The 17,652-nt window shown below is 41.3% G+C and carries 14 protein-coding genes; 5 read left to right on the top strand and 9 right to left on the bottom strand.

The genetic code is table 11. The features are described from left to right. Positions 1-475 precede the first annotated feature (475 nt). Both ettA and ACP26M_RS00140 read left to right on the top strand, forming a co-directional pair. A complete protein-coding gene (gene ettA / locus ACP26M_RS00145) occupies positions 476-2,158 on the top strand; it encodes an energy-dependent translational throttle protein EttA (RefSeq protein WP_426585084.1) in 1,683 nt (560 codons plus the stop codon). 88 nt (positions 2,159-2,246) lie between these two features. Next, complete coding sequence (locus ACP26M_RS00140) at positions 2,247-2,792, top strand: hypothetical protein (RefSeq protein WP_426585082.1); 546 nt, start codon at positions 2,247-2,249, stop codon at positions 2,790-2,792. Between the two features lie 117 nt (positions 2,793-2,909). Here ACP26M_RS00140 and ACP26M_RS00135 read toward each other — a convergent pair whose 3' ends face one another. The 7 genes from ACP26M_RS00135 to ACP26M_RS00105 form a co-directional block, all read right to left on the bottom strand. After that, a complete protein-coding gene (locus tag ACP26M_RS00135) occupies positions 2,910-3,719 on the bottom strand; it encodes an SDR family oxidoreductase (protein ID WP_426585080.1) in 810 nt (269 codons plus the stop codon). A 260-nt stretch (positions 3,720-3,979) separates the two neighbouring features. Beyond that, the gene (locus ACP26M_RS00130; RefSeq protein WP_426585078.1) at positions 3,980-5,302 is read right to left on the bottom strand and encodes an MFS transporter; all 1,323 of its coding nucleotides are present in this window, start codon (positions 5,300-5,302) and stop codon (positions 3,980-3,982) included. A 193-nt stretch (positions 5,303-5,495) separates the two neighbouring features. Further along, positions 5,496-6,878: a M20/M25/M40 family metallo-hydrolase gene (locus tag ACP26M_RS00125; RefSeq protein WP_426585076.1), complete on the bottom strand. Its 1,383-nt coding sequence runs from the start codon at positions 6,876-6,878 to the stop codon at positions 5,496-5,498. 209 nt (positions 6,879-7,087) lie between these two features. Beyond that, positions 7,088-9,187 (bottom strand): ATP-dependent DNA helicase RecG, encoded by a 2,100-nt coding sequence (recG, locus tag ACP26M_RS00120; protein ID WP_426585074.1) that lies wholly within the window; start codon positions 9,185-9,187, stop codon positions 7,088-7,090. Between the two features lie 418 nt (positions 9,188-9,605). Continuing rightward, positions 9,606-9,983 (bottom strand): RidA family protein, encoded by a 378-nt coding sequence (locus ACP26M_RS00115; protein ID WP_426585072.1) that lies wholly within the window; start codon positions 9,981-9,983, stop codon positions 9,606-9,608. After that, complete coding sequence (locus tag ACP26M_RS00110; protein ID WP_162997005.1) at positions 9,980-10,123, bottom strand: DUF6728 family protein; 144 nt, start codon at positions 10,121-10,123, stop codon at positions 9,980-9,982. The genes ACP26M_RS00115 and ACP26M_RS00110 overlap by 4 nt, the downstream gene beginning before the upstream one ends. A gap of 137 nt (positions 10,124-10,260) precedes the next feature. Further along, positions 10,261-11,625 carry an OmpA family protein gene (locus tag ACP26M_RS00105; RefSeq protein WP_426585069.1) on the bottom strand — a complete coding sequence of 455 codons (1,365 nt, stop codon included), beginning with the start codon at positions 11,623-11,625 and terminating at the stop codon, positions 10,261-10,263. A 149-nt stretch (positions 11,626-11,774) separates the two neighbouring features. On the opposite strand from ACP26M_RS00105, the gene ACP26M_RS00100 reads away from it, so the two are divergent. Next, complete coding sequence (locus ACP26M_RS00100) at positions 11,775-13,064, top strand: aminopeptidase P N-terminal domain-containing protein (protein WP_426585067.1); 1,290 nt, start codon at positions 11,775-11,777, stop codon at positions 13,062-13,064. Between the two features lie 68 nt (positions 13,065-13,132). Here ACP26M_RS00100 and meaB read toward each other — a convergent pair whose 3' ends face one another. After that, complete coding sequence (gene meaB, locus ACP26M_RS00095; protein WP_426585065.1) at positions 13,133-14,017, bottom strand: methylmalonyl Co-A mutase-associated GTPase MeaB; 885 nt, start codon at positions 14,015-14,017, stop codon at positions 13,133-13,135. A gap of 332 nt (positions 14,018-14,349) precedes the next feature. Between meaB and ACP26M_RS00090 the strand changes: the two genes are divergently transcribed. Both ACP26M_RS00090 and ACP26M_RS00085 read left to right on the top strand, forming a co-directional pair. Continuing rightward, positions 14,350-15,342, top strand: a complete 993-nt coding sequence (locus ACP26M_RS00090; RefSeq protein ID WP_426585063.1) for a glycosyltransferase family 9 protein — start codon at positions 14,350-14,352, stop codon at positions 15,340-15,342. Continuing rightward, the gene (locus ACP26M_RS00085; protein ID WP_426585061.1) at positions 15,339-16,400 is read left to right on the top strand and encodes a glycosyltransferase family 4 protein; all 1,062 of its coding nucleotides are present in this window, start codon (positions 15,339-15,341) and stop codon (positions 16,398-16,400) included. Before ACP26M_RS00090 ends, ACP26M_RS00085 begins: the two co-directional genes overlap by 4 nt. Here the strand turns inward: ACP26M_RS00085 and ACP26M_RS00080 are convergent. Continuing rightward, a complete protein-coding gene (locus ACP26M_RS00080; protein WP_426585059.1) occupies positions 16,373-17,641 on the bottom strand; it encodes a glycosyltransferase family 4 protein in 1,269 nt (422 codons plus the stop codon). The genes ACP26M_RS00085 and ACP26M_RS00080 overlap by 28 nt on opposite strands. Positions 17,642-17,652 lie beyond the last annotated feature (11 nt).

The following is a 17,652-nucleotide window of genomic DNA, read 5'->3' as shown; positions in this document are numbered from 1 at the left end:
AATTACGACGCCTGTTTTACTTTCATCAACAATATTGCCAACATTTAATGCTTTGCAGAAACAGACATTGTTATGATACGCAATGTATCAAAGTTTGGTATCAATCGGCAGTTTTTATCTGAAAAGCCCGCTAACAAGCATTTTTTTTACAATATACGAACGAAACTTACCTGTTTGATATAAATATCTTAAAAAAGTTTAAACAAATTTCAAATATTTAATAACATTTCCACCATTTAAGGCATTTCGTCATAAACATGACAATTAGGCATTAGCCAGCAGATATCGTCATATAACTTTATATACGGGAAACCCGCGGTGATGGTTGTGCTTCTTTGCTTAAGGTTCAATTAAATTTAAATTAACATTATAACTCAAAAATCAGTTTAAAATTACTAATCCTAATCATTTAATCTGAAGCCTCCTTTTCATCTATTTTAGCCATATTTGAATTTCTATTTATCGATCAATTATAATGGCAGACGAAAAGATAATTTTTTCAATGGCCGGGGTGAGCAAAGTTTATCCCCCGCAAAAAACAGTATTAAAAAACATATACCTGTCGTTTTTTTACGGCGCTAAAATTGGCGTTATCGGCTTAAATGGTTCCGGTAAATCGTCACTGCTCAAGATCATTGCAGGTATTGATAAAACCAATATAGGCGAGGTGGTGTTTTCGCCGGGCTATACCGTAGGTTACTTAAGCCAGGAACCCGAACTTGATCCTGAAAAAACCGTACGCGAAATAGTTGAGGAAGGTGTTTCTGAAACTACGGCCTTATTAAAGGAGTACGAAGAGATCAACGAAAAATTCGGTCTTCCTGAATATTATGAGGATGCCGATGCCATGGAGAAACTTATGAACCGCCAGGGCGAACTACAGGATAAAATTGATGCAGTAAACGCCTGGGAACTGGATAGCAAACTGGAACGCGCTATGGATGCCCTCCGTTGCCCGGAGCCTGATACCAAAATTTCAGTACTATCAGGAGGCGAGCGCCGTCGCGTAGCTTTATGCCGCCTACTGCTTAAAGAACCTGATGTTTTATTGCTTGATGAGCCCACCAACCACTTGGATGCCGAATCTATTGATTGGCTGGAACAACATTTACAACAATATAAAGGAACAGTTATCGCGATAACGCACGACAGGTACTTCCTTGATAACGTTGCCGGCTGGATCCTGGAGCTTGACCGTGGAGAAGGAATCCCATGGAAAGGAAATTACTCCTCATGGCTTGATCAAAAAGCCAAACGTTTGGCACAGGAAGAAAAGAGCGAGAGCAAACGTCAGAAGACCCTGGAACGCGAGCTGGAGTGGGTGCGCATGGGCCCGAAAGGTCGCCACGCCAAGTCAAAAGCCCGTTTAGGCAATTACGAAAAACTTGCATCCGAGGAAACCAAAGAACGCGAAGAAAAACTGGAGCTGTTCATTCCGCCGGGCCCGCGTTTGGGTAACGTGGTGATCGAGGCCAATAACGTAAGCAAATCATACGGCGACAAATTATTGTTTGATAACCTGAGCTTCTCATTGCCTCCGGCCGGGATTGTTGGTATTATTGGCCCCAACGGTGCTGGCAAAACAACGCTGTTCCGATTAATCACCGGACAAGATCAGCCGGATGCCGGTACCTTCCGTGTGGGCGAAACCGTAGCCTTGGGTTATGTAGACCAGATGCATGACGATCTCGACCCTAACAAATCTGTTTGGGAAAACGTAACCGGCGGTTTGGAAACTATTATGGTAGGTAACCGTCCGTTAAATTCAAGGGCATACGTATCCAAGTTTAACTTTAACGGTGCCGATCAGCAGAAAAAAGTGGGTGTACTATCGGGCGGTGAACGTAACCGTGTTCACTTATCCATCACCCTTAAAAAAGGATCGAATGTATTGCTGCTGGATGAGCCTACCAACGATATCGACGTAAATACGCTACGTGCCTTGGAAGAAGCACTCGAAAACTTTGGCGGCTGTGCGGTAGTCATCAGCCACGACCGCTGGTTCCTCGACCGTATCTGCACCCATATCCTTGCCTTTGAAGGCAACTCGCAGGTTTACTTTTTTGAAGGAAACTATTCTGATTACGAAGAAAACAGGAAGAAGCGATTGGGAGATGTTGCTCCGAAAAGGATTAAATATAAAAAGTTGACGGCGTAATAGGCCCCTCCAAATCTCCTCCAAAACTGGGGGAGATTTTTAAAAAACAAGCTGCCCAAAATATGCAAATGGCTAATATTCTGTTTAAATGATCAGAAACTACTACGGGCCTCCAATTGTACCTAAACTATCTCGAAGAACCCGATTTTTTATATTTCTTGCCTTCTTTGCCGGATTGTGTGCGTTAGTTCCTGAAATCGGTTTGTTCAGACTTACGTTTATACCTCTGTCTGCTTGCTTAGAAATATGGACGGCATTTACTATAATCAGCTTTACAATACACATCCCTTTATTCTGGAAACGCTACTCTGTATCTAATGCGTTATGGCTTTCTGTGCTCTATGGCTACGCCTCGGCAGGACTTCCGCTGTATATTTTTATGGCAACAAACTATTATTGTGCCGATAACAAAACCTCGCAACAAACTTTCGGCGTGATATCGGCACAGGTTGGACAAGGAAAGCTTTCGCCCAATGTTGTGATCAATTATAAGGGATTAGATAAGCAGCTATTTTATCCATGGGATGCACCTGTTACGAAATATAAAAGCGTTTCATTGTCAATAAAAAAAGGTTATTGGGGCTTCGATATTGTTTATCAGCAAGACATTAACACAGGCCTGTCAGAGCAATGATGAACAAAATGATCTTTTTTTTACATCCCTCCTTTTCGGCTTTGACGTTATCGAAAGCAAAATCTTATCTGAATGAAAAATGCCCGATCAGGATGGCATTTTTTTATATTATCAGGACTACTTTATCCCGTAATGGTCATTCATCAACTTCTCAAACAAACCGCCCGGCAATATAGCTTTAAGCGTAGGCACAATGGTTTGGCCAACCTGACCAACCAGGTAACGGTGCTTAGGACTCGATGAAGCCACTATCGAAACCAGTTTTTTAGCTAATGATTCAGGACTTGGGGCAATGCTTTCGTCTTTTTCCATAGCGGCCACAGCTGCATTGTACTCAGTTTCAAGCTTATCATTTTTGATCGGAAATTTAACCTTAGCGCGGTTCTGGCTAAAATCCGATTTAAAGTCACCCGGGTTAAGCAGCGTTACTTTAACGCCTGTATTGCGCAGTTCCATCCTTAAACTTTGTGAGTAGCCTTCGATAGCATATTTTGAAGCGCTATACATACCTTGATATGGCAACCCGAACAAGCCAGCCAATGAGCTGATGTTTACAATAAGCCCCTGCCCTTTTTCGATCATACCCGGTAATACTGCCGAACTAACACGGATCACACCGAAAAAATTCACTTCAAACTGCTGTTTAGCACTCTCAACCGGCATGGCATAAGCCGGACCGGTTACGCCGTTACCCGCGTTGTTCACCAACACATCAATTTTTCCTTCGGCTTTAATAATAGTGTCGATAGCAACCTTTACCGAAGCATCGTCGGTAACATCAAGTTGAACAGGTTTAAATGCAACTGATGTCATGCGGCTTAAATCACGCGATGAGCCGTAAACTGTATGTCCGGCGGCATGCAGGGCGTTAGCACAGGCTAAGCCAATACCAGAAGATGCTCCTGTTACTAATATTACCTTTTTCATTGTTTGTAAGGGTGAGTTTGTTTTATTGTTTATTGGTTTGATTGCGCCGTTTTTTGGCAACGTAAAGATGTGAATTTATCATGCAGCAAAACAAGGGGATAGGTTAAAAATAATGTTAACTACATGAAAAATTCATGATGGGAGAAGGAGATTAAAACACATATCGTCATGCTAAACTTGTTTCAGCACCCGCCTTGCTAAGCAATCGCCGACCTTGCTTATGGGATGCTGAAACAAGTTCAGCATGACGGTTGGGGGATCTATCCTTCCTTTATTCCCTCCTCACCCGGCGCGTGGATCTGTTGCAGGGATAGCGGGATCAGTTTCTTAGTTTTCAGATAAGTAATACCTACAATAATCATAGTCATGCTACCGCCAAATAATACCGACGGAACAGTACCCAGCAACTGCGCGGCAGTACCCGATTCAAAAGCGCCTATCTCGTTAGATGAACCAATGAACATCTGGTTCACTGCCGATACCCGGCCACGCATATGATCGGGCGTTAAAAGCTGCATCAGGGTACCACGGATGATCACACTGATACTGTCAAAAGCACCTTCGGTAAATATAAACAACAGCGACAAATAAAAATTAGTAGATAAACCGAAGCATATGATAGACAAGCCGAAACCGGTCACTGCAATAAGCAGGTTACGCCATGGCTTTCCCATTGGCGAAAAACGCGTCATCACCAGCATGGTCAATACTGCACCTAATGATGACATGGCCCTCATGATACCCAATCCTTCGGCGCCTACTTTTAATATTTCGTTGGCAAAAACCGGCAGTAAAGCCACAGCACCACCAAAAAACACTGAGAACAGGTCAAGGCTCATGGCGCCGATCATCATCTTATTTCCAAATACAAAATGGATCCCTTCAGAAAGGCTTTTCCAGATACTTTCTTTAGGAACATATTGCGCCGGATATTGCCTGAGCATGTATACCAACACCAGCGATACCAATAGCAAAAACAAGATACAGCTAAAAGTGGCGGTAATACCTGTTAAGCCCGGTATCACTTTGTCCGCGTAACCATATATCAAGCCACCAGCCGCCGGACCCAAAATAGATGCCACCTGCCAGCTACTGCTACTCCAGGTACTGCCGTTTGGATACAACTCTTTCGGAATACTGTTGGCATAAATGGTGAATGTTGCCGGGCCATAAAAGGCACGGGCTACGCCATTGCAAAATATCATAGCATACATAATGGGCACAATCCAACCTGTATGAATAATGCCACTCATGCTTTTAAGGGTAGCAGTAAACATTACCAGTGATGTAAGCAATACGCCGCTAAAGATCAGCAAAAGCATTTTACGCTTTTCAGATTTATCAGCTATATAACCGCCATAAAGTGCGATGCCAATAGCCGGAATAGCCTCGCATAAGCCAATGAGGCCAAGGGCTATTTTACTATGGGTAATGCTGTAGATATAAAAGCCGAGTACCACGGCCTGCATAGAATATGCAAAGGTGAAACAAAAACGCATGCCTATGTAAGATCTGAAATCTTTATAACGCAATGCTGCAAAGGAGTCTATTTTCCGGGGTTTACTATCGCCTTCTTCGGTCACTATTTATTAATTTTTAGATGCGCCGCAAAGGTAGATACGATTTAAGGATTTTTAGAGATTAAAAATCATTTTTCTCATAACAGTTTTTTTATAACGTCATTGCGAGGCACGAAGCAATCTCAAGCTATACAGAGCTAACCTGCTTATAGGGGATTGCTTCGTGCCTCGCAATGACGAGAAGTAGAGCAAGGGCTTACAACCCATGCTGATCTATCAAATAAATAAATGCAGCCATACCTGCCGCACCAAGCTCGAGCTCACGTTTGTTTACGTTTTCAAAAACGTCTTTCGCGGTATGGTGTAAATCGAAATATCGTTGTGAATCCGGGCGGAAGCCAATCAATACTACTCCCGGTATCGTTTCTTTCAACGGCTCAATATCCGTACCTGCCCCTCCGATGGTTAACTTGTCGACATCGTATGGCTCCAGGATTGATTTGAAGTTATCATTCACTTTTTTAATAAAGTCTTTTGATACGTCGGCAAAGCTAAATCCACGTGGAGTAAAACCGCCTTCGTCTGTTTCAATAGCGGCAATGTGTTGCTCTTTATTTTGAGCAGCCAGCTCGGCATATTTAGTGCCGCCTTTATGGCCGTTCTCTTCGTTCATGAAAAGTACCGCGCGTACCGAGTTTTTGGGTTTGTATCCTACTGCTTTAAAAATACGCAATACTTCAACCGACTGCATTACACCTGTACCATCGTCATGAGCACCGTCGGCCAGGTCCCATGAATCAAGATGGCCACCAACGGTAATGAATTTATTAGGATTTTCAGAGCCGGTAATTTCGCCTATAACGTTATATGATTTTACATCGGCCAATAACTCACAGTTTTGTTTAAAGTAAAATTTAGCGGCAGGAAATTTCCTCATTTTAAGCATGGCACTCAGCTTATTCGCGGCTTTTGTAGAGATAGCCGCGGCCGGAATCATTTTACTGCCGGGGGCAGCAAGCGTAGCGCCGGTGTGTGGATAATCATCAATGATCTCGGTAAGTGAACGTACAATTACACCAGCAGCGCCAAGTTTAGCTGCAACCGCCGGACCCATAAAACGCTGATCGCCGGCAGTGCCATAGGCCATACCCGTTTCAATAAAACGAGGATCAAACGCACGGTTAAAGAACACGATCTTTCCTTTCACTATACTTTCGCCAAGACCTTCAAGTTCTTTGATACTTTTAACTTCTATAACATCAGCAGTGATGCCGGTTTTGGGCGTAGCTATGCTCATGCCCAGGGCAACAATTGGCACCGGAATGCGGCTTTTACCATCAATAATAGCCGCTTCTTCTTTCGCTCCGCGAACCCAATGTGGCACCATTACTTCCTGCAGGTAAACTTTGTCAAAGCCGTAGCCGTCCATCAGTTTTTTACTCCAGTCGACAGCCTTTTGAGCATTGCCAGAACCGCTGAGGCGCTGACCTATATTTTTACACAGGTAATGCAGGTTTTCATAACACTGACCGTTAACCAGAGCTTCATCATACATTTTGCGAATAACTAAGGAATCTTGCGCTTTTACCTGCGTACAAAGCAACGCGGCAGCAGAAAATAATAAGGAAAATTTCTTCATATATAAATAGTAAGATCAGTTTTAACAAATGTACTATTTGACAGCTAAAGGAGGAAGGGCTACGGGCATTATACTAAATTAAAAAAGACCTCATTGCGAGGTACGAAGCAATCCCAAACTTTACAGGGCAAACCTGCATATCTACTCTGCACATCGGGGATTGCTTCGTTCCTCGCAATGACGCGGGATTATTCTGTAGTATTCCTGGCTTACGATATCTTATCCCAGCTCAGCCCAGCATTTTTTTCTTCAAAAGCATGGTGCAAGATCTCGTTTTCGGGATGGGCCAGTTGAGGGTCTTTTTCAAAAATGGTTTCCACGCATTTACGTACTTTGAAAAGTAACTCCTGGTCGGTTGCCAGGTTGGCCAGCTTCAAGTCGAGCACACCACTTTGTTGTGTCCCTTCAATATTACCCGGCCCGCGCAACTGCAGGTCAATCTCGGAAATTTCAAAGCCGTTGTTGGTTTTCACCATGGTATCCAGGCGGATTTTGCCGTCATGGCTCAATTTATGGCTGCTCATCAAAATGCAATAGGATTGCTCGGCCCCGCGTCCCACCCTTCCCCGCAATTGGTGCAATTGCGACAAACCAAAGCGCTCAGCATTTTCAATGACCATAACCGAGGCATTGGGCACGTTCACACCTACTTCGATCACCGTGGTAGCTACCATGATCTGCGTTTCATGTTTGATAAACCGCTGCATTTCAAAATCCTTATCGGCAGGTTTCATTTTACCGTGTACAATACTTAGCTGATATTCAGGTTTCGGAAACTCCCGCGACATGGCTTCAATACCATCTTCCAGGTTTTTCAGGTCGAGCTTTTCGCTTTCCTGTATCAGCGGATATACTACATAAACCTGTCTGCCTAATGCTATCTCCTGCTTCATAAAACCGAACATCCTCAGGCGTTGGTTTTCATAAAAATGAACCGTTTTAATAGGTTTACGCCCTGCCGGGAGTTGGTCAATCACAGAAACATCCAAATCGCCATATAGTGTCATGGCCAGCGTGCGGGGTATTGGGGTCGCCGTCATCACCAATATATGCGGCGGGACAATATTTTTACGCCATAGTTTCGAGCGTTGCTCAACCCCAAATCGGTGCTGTTCGTCAATCACTACAAAACCCAGGTTCTTAAACTGCACCTTATCCTCAATAAGCGCATGGGTGCCTACCAATATTTTCAGGTCACCATCCTCAAGCTTTTGATGCAAAATTTTCCGCTCCTTCTGTTTGGTTGAACCGGTTAACAAGGCTACTTCAATAAAATCATCACCCACCAGGCCTTTAATGGTCTGGTAATGCTGCGTAGCCAATATTTCGGTAGGTGCCATAATGCAGGTTTGGAAACCGTTGTCAATAGCAATCAGTATACTCATCAGCGCCACTACGGTTTTGCCACTACCAACATCGCCCTGCAGCAAGCGGTTCATTTGTATGCCACGCTGGGTATCCTGCCGTATTTCCTTCAACACCCGCTTTTGCGGATCGGTTAGCGTAAAAGGCAGCTTGTTATGATAAAACTCATTAAAATAATGACCAACTTTATCAAACACATTGCCTTTAAATTTTTGCGTATGCAGGAGCTTATTCTTAAGCAACTTAAGCTGAAGAAAAAACAACTCCTCAAACTTTAACCGATATACTGCCTCATTAAGCGAGGTTGCATCTCCCGGGAAATGGATATTACGGTAAGCGTCAGCCCGGTTGAGCAGCTTAAACTGGTTGATGATATATAAAGGAATATTTTCACGGATATCTTTAGCATGCAAATCAAGCAGAACCGCTGTAAGCTTTTGAATGCCTTTGCTATCCAGCGAAAATTGTTTGAGCTTTTCTGTTGAGTTGTAAACAGGTTGTAAGGATAGGTTGCCCTGTTTTTGAGCACCCGGCATATATAACTCTATTTCGGGATGCGCCATCTGTGGCATCATGTTAAAAAAGCCGGGCTTCCCGAACAATATATAAACCTTACCGGGAATAATGGTTTTCTCTATCCAGTTAATGCCTTTAAACCATACCAGCTCAATAATACCAGTATCGTCCTTAGCCTTTACCACCAGGCGGCGGCTTTGTTTTTCACCAACAATTTCTTTGTTGATAATACGCGCCAGCACCTGCACATAAGGCAGTTCTTCACGTATCTCCCTTACCTTATAAAAGCGGGTACGGTCAATATACCTGAACGGGAAATGGCGCAGCAGATCCTCAAAGGTGTGCAGTTCAAGTTCCTTTTTCAAAACCTCGGCCCTCGACTGGCCTACACCTTTTAAGTATACAAGTGGCGTTTGAAAAGGATTCATTGATTAACTGTTTTAACCTTTCTTTATAGCGGTAGAGTAAATGTAGTTTATGTGGTTTCCTTAAATTAACAGATGGCTATAAATAACCTATCGACTAATCTATAATATAACGAGACAATCGTTGGTTGGGCCAGGATGCAAGGTAAATGGAGCGTTCTTAAAATCTGCTTATCGAGTTTCATATGCAAACCTAATCTCTAACCTCTAACCGCCAATCTTTAATTTTGGGCGTTCCTGCGGCCGGACTATCCGCTCATACGCCTGCAGACCTTAGGCTCAAGCCGGTATCCACTCCTATCCCTAACGCATTGGTCTGAATCAGAAATTACAGAATTTAGGAATTAGCAGAATTCAAAAAATTCAGTGAACCCCTAAATCCGTATAATCCCGGTTCAGACAAAATCCGAAATCGAAAAATCTACTTAACCGCAATAACCGAGATCTCAACGTTTACCCCTTTTGGTAAAGCGGATACCTGGATAGTTTCGCGGGCCGGAAAATCGGCAGTAAAATAGGTTCCGTAAACTTCATTAACCTGTACAAAATTTTGCAGATCGGTTAAGAAGATACTGGTTTTTACTATGTTATTGAAACCTAAGCCAGCTTCGGTTAAAATAGCTTTGATGTTTTCCATTACCTGTGTAGCCTCTGCCTTGATGTCACTGCTGATGAGTTCGCCACTTAGCGGATCAATAGGGATCTGACCCGAAACAAATAAAAAACCGCCGGCTAAGGTAGCTTGGCTATATGGCCCAATAGGGGCAGGTGCATTGTTGGTATTGATGATTGTTTTCATTTTTTAAGTATAAATACCTGTACCAGTTTCCAGATAATCCCGGCCAGGAACATAATAATAGCCAGCGCATTTATAAAATGCATCACCCTTAAATTAAAATTATCGGGGCGGTTCGGATCTTTTTTCCTGAAGAAATACATTACACAAACTTACGTAAAATTTTGCCGCTGTAAACCCATACCTATTATATAAGGTATAACTATTAAGCACAAAACCTTATAAAAAAAAGAAGGCTCCGGGTTATCCGGAGCCTTCGCAAATAATATTTAATCAGATATTATTTCTTTTTGAATTGAACACGACGGTTAAGTACGCGGCCTTCTTCAGTTGAGTTGTCAGCAATTGGGTTAGTTTCACCGTAACCTTTTACTTTCACTTTCTTAGCATCAACACCAGAGTTAACTAAGTAAGTTTTTACTGAGTTAGCACGGTCTTTAGATAATGATAAGTTGTGAGCAGCAGTACCTTCAGATGAAGCGAAACCGTCAACTTCAACAGCTGAACCAGATGAACGTAAATCAGCTGAAGTAGCATCTAACACTGGGTAAGATGAAGTACGTAATACTGAGCTGTCAAATTCAAACTGGATGTTTGAGTAAGCAGTAGCAGCTGGAGCAGCAGCGGTGGTATCTTTAGGGAATACAATAACGCAACCAGAGCCATCAACTACGCTACCTGCAGCAGTACCTGGGCATTTGTCAAACTGATCAGCAACACCGTCACCGTCAGAATCTTTTTTCAGGTCGTTAACAGCAGTTTCAACGTTAGCAACACGGCCTTTTAAAGCTTCAACTTCCTGACGTAAAGCTGCATCATACAGCTCGTCATACATCATAGCAACCGGGTTAACCCACTCTAATACTGGTTTCGATTTTGAACCTAAAGTAAATTCTAAACCAGCGTAACCGTATGAGTAGTGGTCTTTAGTTGGATAGTATCTTTTGAAACCATCTAAATTATCACCATCAACATAGTTTTGAGTATAACCTAAATCCAGGGCAACAGCATCGCTTAACCTGAATTTAACACCCGCACCAACAGGGATAACCAATTCTTTTACGTAATGAGTACCACTGGTACCGTCATTTTTGAAGTGACTGGTTACTTGAGTTCCATTATTAATCCTTGTAATAGTTGGGTCATACGCTGCTAAACCAAAACCGGCTTTAAAGTAGAAGTTAACAGCATTTTTACGACGGATGAAATCGATAGTAGCAACGTTAACAACCGCGCTTAAGCTTCCCTGCCAGAATTTGGTATCGTAGTTAACATAACCATTACGGTAAGTACCGCCGGTACCATCATTTTCGCCTTTAATTTTACCGCCGTTCAGGTCTAATTGTAAAGCAAAAGAATGTGCTAATTGCTCTTTCAATGAAATACCATAACCAAGGCTAAGTTTTTTCTTTTGGAAATCGCTTGAACCACCGGTTGCTAATGATTGTGAAGTAACACCACCATTTACACCAATGCTAAATTTCCTGTACTGGCCCAAACCACCAAATACCTTAGCGGTTGAGGTTTCAGATGACGTTGTAGTTGCCGTTGTTTTGGTTGAGTCGGTTTGCGCGTTCGCCAAACCTGCAACCATCAAAGAAGCAAATGACAATGCGACTGTTTTCTTTAATGTAGAATAATTCATAGTTTTTAAGATTAAACGATTTTAATTGTGATTTTTTTTCAAATTTAGTAATTATGTTTGAATCCATGACCAAACATTGTTCCAAAAATTGTAATAGTTACACAAATAACTAAAAAAAAATGATTTAATAAAATATTCAACCGATAAATATGAAATATCTGCCGATAAAAAATAGCTTATTTACAAATAATAGAAAAAATTTCGTTTCAAGAACAAAACCCAATTCGATCGCTATTTTTCACGCCAGTGACGAATTCCCGCGCAGTGGTGATCAGGCATTTATGTTTAAGCAAAACCCGGATTTTTTTTACCTAACGGGCATCGATCAGGAACAAAGCATCCTGGTTTTGTACCCCGATTGTCCTAATAAAGCATACAGAGAAGTACTTTTTTTAAGACAAACCAACGAACATATAGCTATTTGGGAGGGCCACAAATACACTAAAGAGGAAGCACGCGAAGCATCGGGCATTGAAAGTATTTTTTGGCTGAATGAATATGATACCATACTTCATAGCATTATTAACTATAGCGAAAATATCTACATCAATACTAATGAAAATGACAGGTACGCTCATACCGTTCCATATCGGGATTACCGCATGTATGAAGCTCTTAAATTAAAGTACCCACTTCATACTTATACCCGTTCGGCGCCAATTTTACGCGATCTCAGGGTAATAAAGTCAGATATTGAAATAGAGCTCACGCAAAAAGCCTGTGATATTACGCGAGATGCTTTTGTACGTGTTTTAAAATATACCAAACCCGGTGTAACCGAGTATGAAATTGAAGCTGAGATCATTCATGAATTCATCAGGCAGCGTGCTACGGGCCATGCTTACAATCCCATTATTGCTTCAGGTGCCAACGCTATTGTGCTGCATTACAACGATAATAACCAGGTATGTAACAAAGGCGATGTAATACTACTTGATTTCGGTGCCGAATATGGCAATTATAACGCTGATATGACCCGGTCAATACCTGTTAGCGGCCGTTTCACTGAGCGGCAGCGCCAGGTTTATAATGCCGTTTTAAAAGTGATGCGGGAGGCTACCAAACTCATTGTGGCAGGCACAGTATGGAATGAATACCAGGAGGAAGTTGGTAAAATCATGACGGGAGAGCTGATCGATCTGGGCTTGCTTGACAGGCATGATGTTGAAAAACAGGATAAAAACACACCTCTGTATAAAAAATACTTCATGCATGGCACCTCGCATCACCTGGGCTTGGATGTTCATGACTATGCCAGCAGGTATAAACCTTTTGAAGCAGGGAATATACTAACGTGCGAACCAGGCATTTACATTGCCGCGGAGGGGTTGGGTATCCGCCTCGAAAACAATATCCTCATCACCGGCACCGGTAATATAGATTTAATGGGCAGCATCCCGGTTGAAGCAGAACACATTGAAGAAATTATGAACAGCTAAAATTCACATTAATTTATATAAACAAAAAAGCTCAATCTGTATTTTCTTTACATTAAGCTATCAAATAACTATACATAAGTATCCACAAAACTATACAGGTTAAAATTTCCGGATTCCAAAGCTTCAGTTATATCAAGCTGAAGCTTTTTTTTATCGATTCCAGTCATCATTTTTTGCTGAATAAGTTTGTATACTTTTTCGGTCAGCAGTAATTTACGCCTGTTATTTTGTTTTAAATTGGTGTGTTGTATAAAGGCGGCTATATCCCCGAGCCCCTGGTTTTTAGAGGCTATAGTTTTAAAAATAGGCGGCTGCTCGTCAACGCTGTGTCCAATAATCTTTTTTAAGTTATTGGCAAAAACATCGGCCCCTTCCCGATCAGCTTTATTGATAATAAAAGCATCAGCAATTTCCATCAAGCCCGATTTAATATGCTGAATCTCGTCGCCTGCCTCTGGCACCAATACAACCAGCGTAATATCGGCAAGGCCGGTAATTTCAATTTCAGACTGACCTACGCCTACTGTTTCAATCAGCACATAATCGAACCCTGAGGCCCTTAACACATCAGTCATCTCAATAATTTTTGCTGACAAGCCGCCTAAAGAACCCCGTGTGGCTAATGATCGGATAAAAACATCGGGATGATTAAAATGGGAGGCCATTCTGATCCTATCGCCAAGCAGGGAGCCAAAATTAAACGGAGAAGTCGGATCAATAGCAAGTACAGCTATTTTTTTTGCACCTTTTAGAAGTATATCAATAATACCGTTCACAAGCGTGCTTTTGCCGGCTCCGGGTGGCCCGGTGATGCCAATAACCGGGCATTTTTTATCAAATTTAAGGGTTTTAAGCAGTTCACTGCTGCCGTCAAGATCATTTTCGACAACAGTTAAAGCACGTGCAATTACACGAAAGTTTAATTGACCAATGATATTTTGATGCAAGTTCAAAGCAAGTGATAATAAAGCTCAAATCTATTCATTATGTAACAAAGACTTATAAGAATATTTAAACCGTGCTGTGCGGCAATTGGCGTATTTACTGCCTATCATACGCATTATATAATTAACATACATAACTAATATTTACGCAAAAGTCAATAATTTAAAACTATAAACTATTGGCCAAATAAATAAAATATCTATAAGCCACCTTCCATAAAAGATACAGATTAAATATGACATTGAAATAAAATTACATTAACCCTGTAACAGATTTAATCTTATCATTGCAAATTAATGTGTAGCATTTTATTAATCTGCCCGTATAATTCTTCAAAGCAATGGCCGATATCAATCATATAAAAACACCGCACATCTTAATAAGCAGGGTTGATGCCATTGGCGATGTTGTACTTACATTACCCGTAGCAGCATACATTAAGCAATTGTTCCCTGGTACTATAGTGTCTTTTTTAGGTCGTACCTATACACAGCCCGTAATCAACACAATGAGTTCAATAAATTCATTTATTAATTACGACGAGTTAAAAAAGCTCTCCAAACCTCATCAAATTGAATATCTGCAAAAGCAAAATATTGATGCTGTAATACATGTACTGCCTAATAAACATATTGCTAAGATAGCAAAGCAGGCAGGTATTAAGCTCCGGATAGGAACAACAAACAGGGTATTTCATTGGTATACTTGTAACAAGCTGGTAAAATTAAGCCGCAAAAAATCTGATCTGCACGAGGCGCAGCTTAACCTGGTTTTGCTTAAGCCGCTGGGACTTGAGCATGTCCCACCCTTATCAGAAATCATATCCCATAATAGCTTTCATAATAAAGTTGAGCTTACGCCTGCATTAAGTGCTATGCTTGTAAGTGATAAGTTTAACTTGATTATCCATCCTAAATCGCACGGCAGCGGCATGGAATGGGGATTGGATAATTTTACGGAACTTATACATACGTTGCCCGCCGACAAATTCAACATTATTATAACAGGGTCTGAAAACGAAAAAGCTTTGCTTGCCACCTGGTTAAAAACACTCCCCTCAACAGTAAAGGATATGACCGGAAAAATGTCGCTGGGGCAATTGATAGCTTTTATAAGTAAAGCCGACGGCCTTATTGCTTCAGGTACCGGTCCGCTGCATATTGCTGCTTTAACAGGGATTAATACCCTTGGGTTATTCCCTTCATTAAGACCCATACATCCGGGCCGGTGGGCTCCCGTTGGCAAAAAAGCCAGCTATATGGAAAGCGGCACAAACAATTTAGACACAATAACCCCGTTTATGGTGTCAGAGAAAGTTAAAACATGGATATGAATAAACCACGTGTACTGATAACGTTTGACTCAATGCAGTATCCTAACACGGGCTTATTTTATTTTGGAAGAAGCCTCGGGAAAGCACTGATAAAAGAAAACAAAGATTTTGAATTGAGTTACTTTTTATACGATGCTACAACTGATTTTGACAACGACGACGTAAAGCGGGTTTATCGTCAAAAATATCATAAGTTCTTTTTCGTAAATAATGACAATATTAAGTTATTTCATTTTACCGACCAGTTTTCAAGGCTGAAACCTAAAAAAGTACGTAGTAAGTACAAGAAAATCATGACTATACATGATATCAACCAGGTTCACGAAAATATTGGCGAAAAAAAACTAAATCATTACCTGAAAAAGTTAGGTGAACGTATTAATAAATGCCATCGTATAGTAACCATCTCCAAATTCGCAGCCAGGGATGTTATCACTTATTTTCCGGAGGTAGCTAATAGATTGACGGTGATTTACAACGGTGCCGACAAACTTGAACCGCTTCACGGCCACTTACCGGTATATCACCCTAAACGCAACTTCCTGTTTACTATAGGCATTGTATCTGCAAAGAAGAATTTTCATGTTTTACCAGCTTTGTTAGCCAATAATAACTTTGAACTCGTTATTGCCGGGATAAAAACCCCATACGAAAACGAAGTTATGGCAGAAGCAAAAAAATATGGTGTGGAAAGTAGGGTAAAAATAATAGGAACAATATCAGATAATGATAAAGCATGGTATTATAAAAATTGCGAAGCTTTCGTTTTCCCGTCAATAGCCGAAGGATTTGGCTTACCGGTGATAGAGGCTATGCACCACGGTAAGCCTGTTTTTGTTTCAACCCATACTTCGTTGCCTGAAATTGCAGGCGATTGTGCTTATTATTTTTCCAGCTTTGATGGCGGGGAAATGCAAAAAGCGTTTAATGAGGGTATGCAGCATTTCCGGCAACATAACCCATCAGAGAAAGTCAAAGCGCATGCGCAGAAATTTAACTGGAATGAAACAGCAAGGCAATATCTGCAGCTTTACTGTGAAATGCTTGACGAAGAATAGCCGGTTACATAATCAAAAGCTGCATCAAATTTCTCCAATACCTTTACCCAGGTGTAATTTTCGGTTACGTACGTTTTGGCTTTTTCGCTCAGGTTTGCAACATTTGTATTATTACTGAAAGCTGTTTGAATTGCCGCTGTAAAAGTTTCCTGGTTAATATAAAGAAAGCCGGCCCCGCTTTTATTAATATGATCTTTAATAACCTCACATTTTTCATTGGCTATAACGGGGATACCATGCGCCATGCTTTCGAGCGTTACTAATGATAAGCTTTCAAATATTGAGGGGATTATCAACGCCCTGGCATTTTTGAGCAGGTTAAATTTAGTGTCTTCATCAACAAAACCGGTATAAATTATTGAGGGATGCTCTGTAACCGGCATAAATGCCCTGCCTACAAATACAAGCTTTATATCATTATCAGTGCCGGCCTTAAACTTTATAAAGTTGCTGATAAGTTCATCACAAGCCTTAGCAACCTCTATACGTCCGATATAAATAATATAATTGCCGGCCTGTTGTATCAGGGCATCGGCACCTGGACTGGGTTGAAGTGCCGGCACATCAATTCCAACCCCAACTATGTCTGAATAGATATCCTCATTATCAAAAAGTTTGTTAACAAAGCGCTTTTCACTTTCAGTATTGTAAAGAATAGCCTTAGGCCGTTTAAAAAAGCTTCTGAAAAATTCAAGATATATCGGTGGCTCGTCGTGAGCGGTAGGTATCAGTATAGATTTATGAGGGGCCACTGAAATACCTATAGCAGTAGGATAATACAAATAGGTAAAAAAGATAAAGGCATCATAATTTTCCTGATTTGTTTTCAGAAACGTAATGAGGTCAGGCACATAAGGTCCCTGTTCCTTTATCCACGCTAATTCGTTTTCGGCCCGGGATTTAACTTTGGTTAGTTTTTCAAAGTTTTTCAGTTGCCCGAAGTAGCTGAGCAACTTTTGATATCTTCGTTGCTTTCTTTTCCGTAACCTGCGTCCTGCAAGTTTAAATCTTTCTAAATCTCTTGGGTGTTGAACGCTAAAACGCATCACTTTAACACCATTTATAAATTCGGTTCCGGCAGCATACTCGTTTGCCCATGACATATAATCTTTAGCACAGGTAGTAAGCACCTCAACATTAAAACGGTCATTAAGTTTTTCAGCAACTAAACGGCAATGATACTCGGCACCGCCATTAACCTCGATGCCATACCGTTGAACAATAAAAGCTATACGTTTCACTAAAATAATTG

It is taken from the genome of Mucilaginibacter sp. R-33 (assembly GCF_049949235.1).
Taxonomy (GTDB): domain Bacteria; phylum Bacteroidota; class Bacteroidia; order Sphingobacteriales; family Sphingobacteriaceae; genus Mucilaginibacter.
Note: the sequence above shows the minus strand (reverse complement) of the source record. Positions and strands in the feature narration are given on the sequence as shown.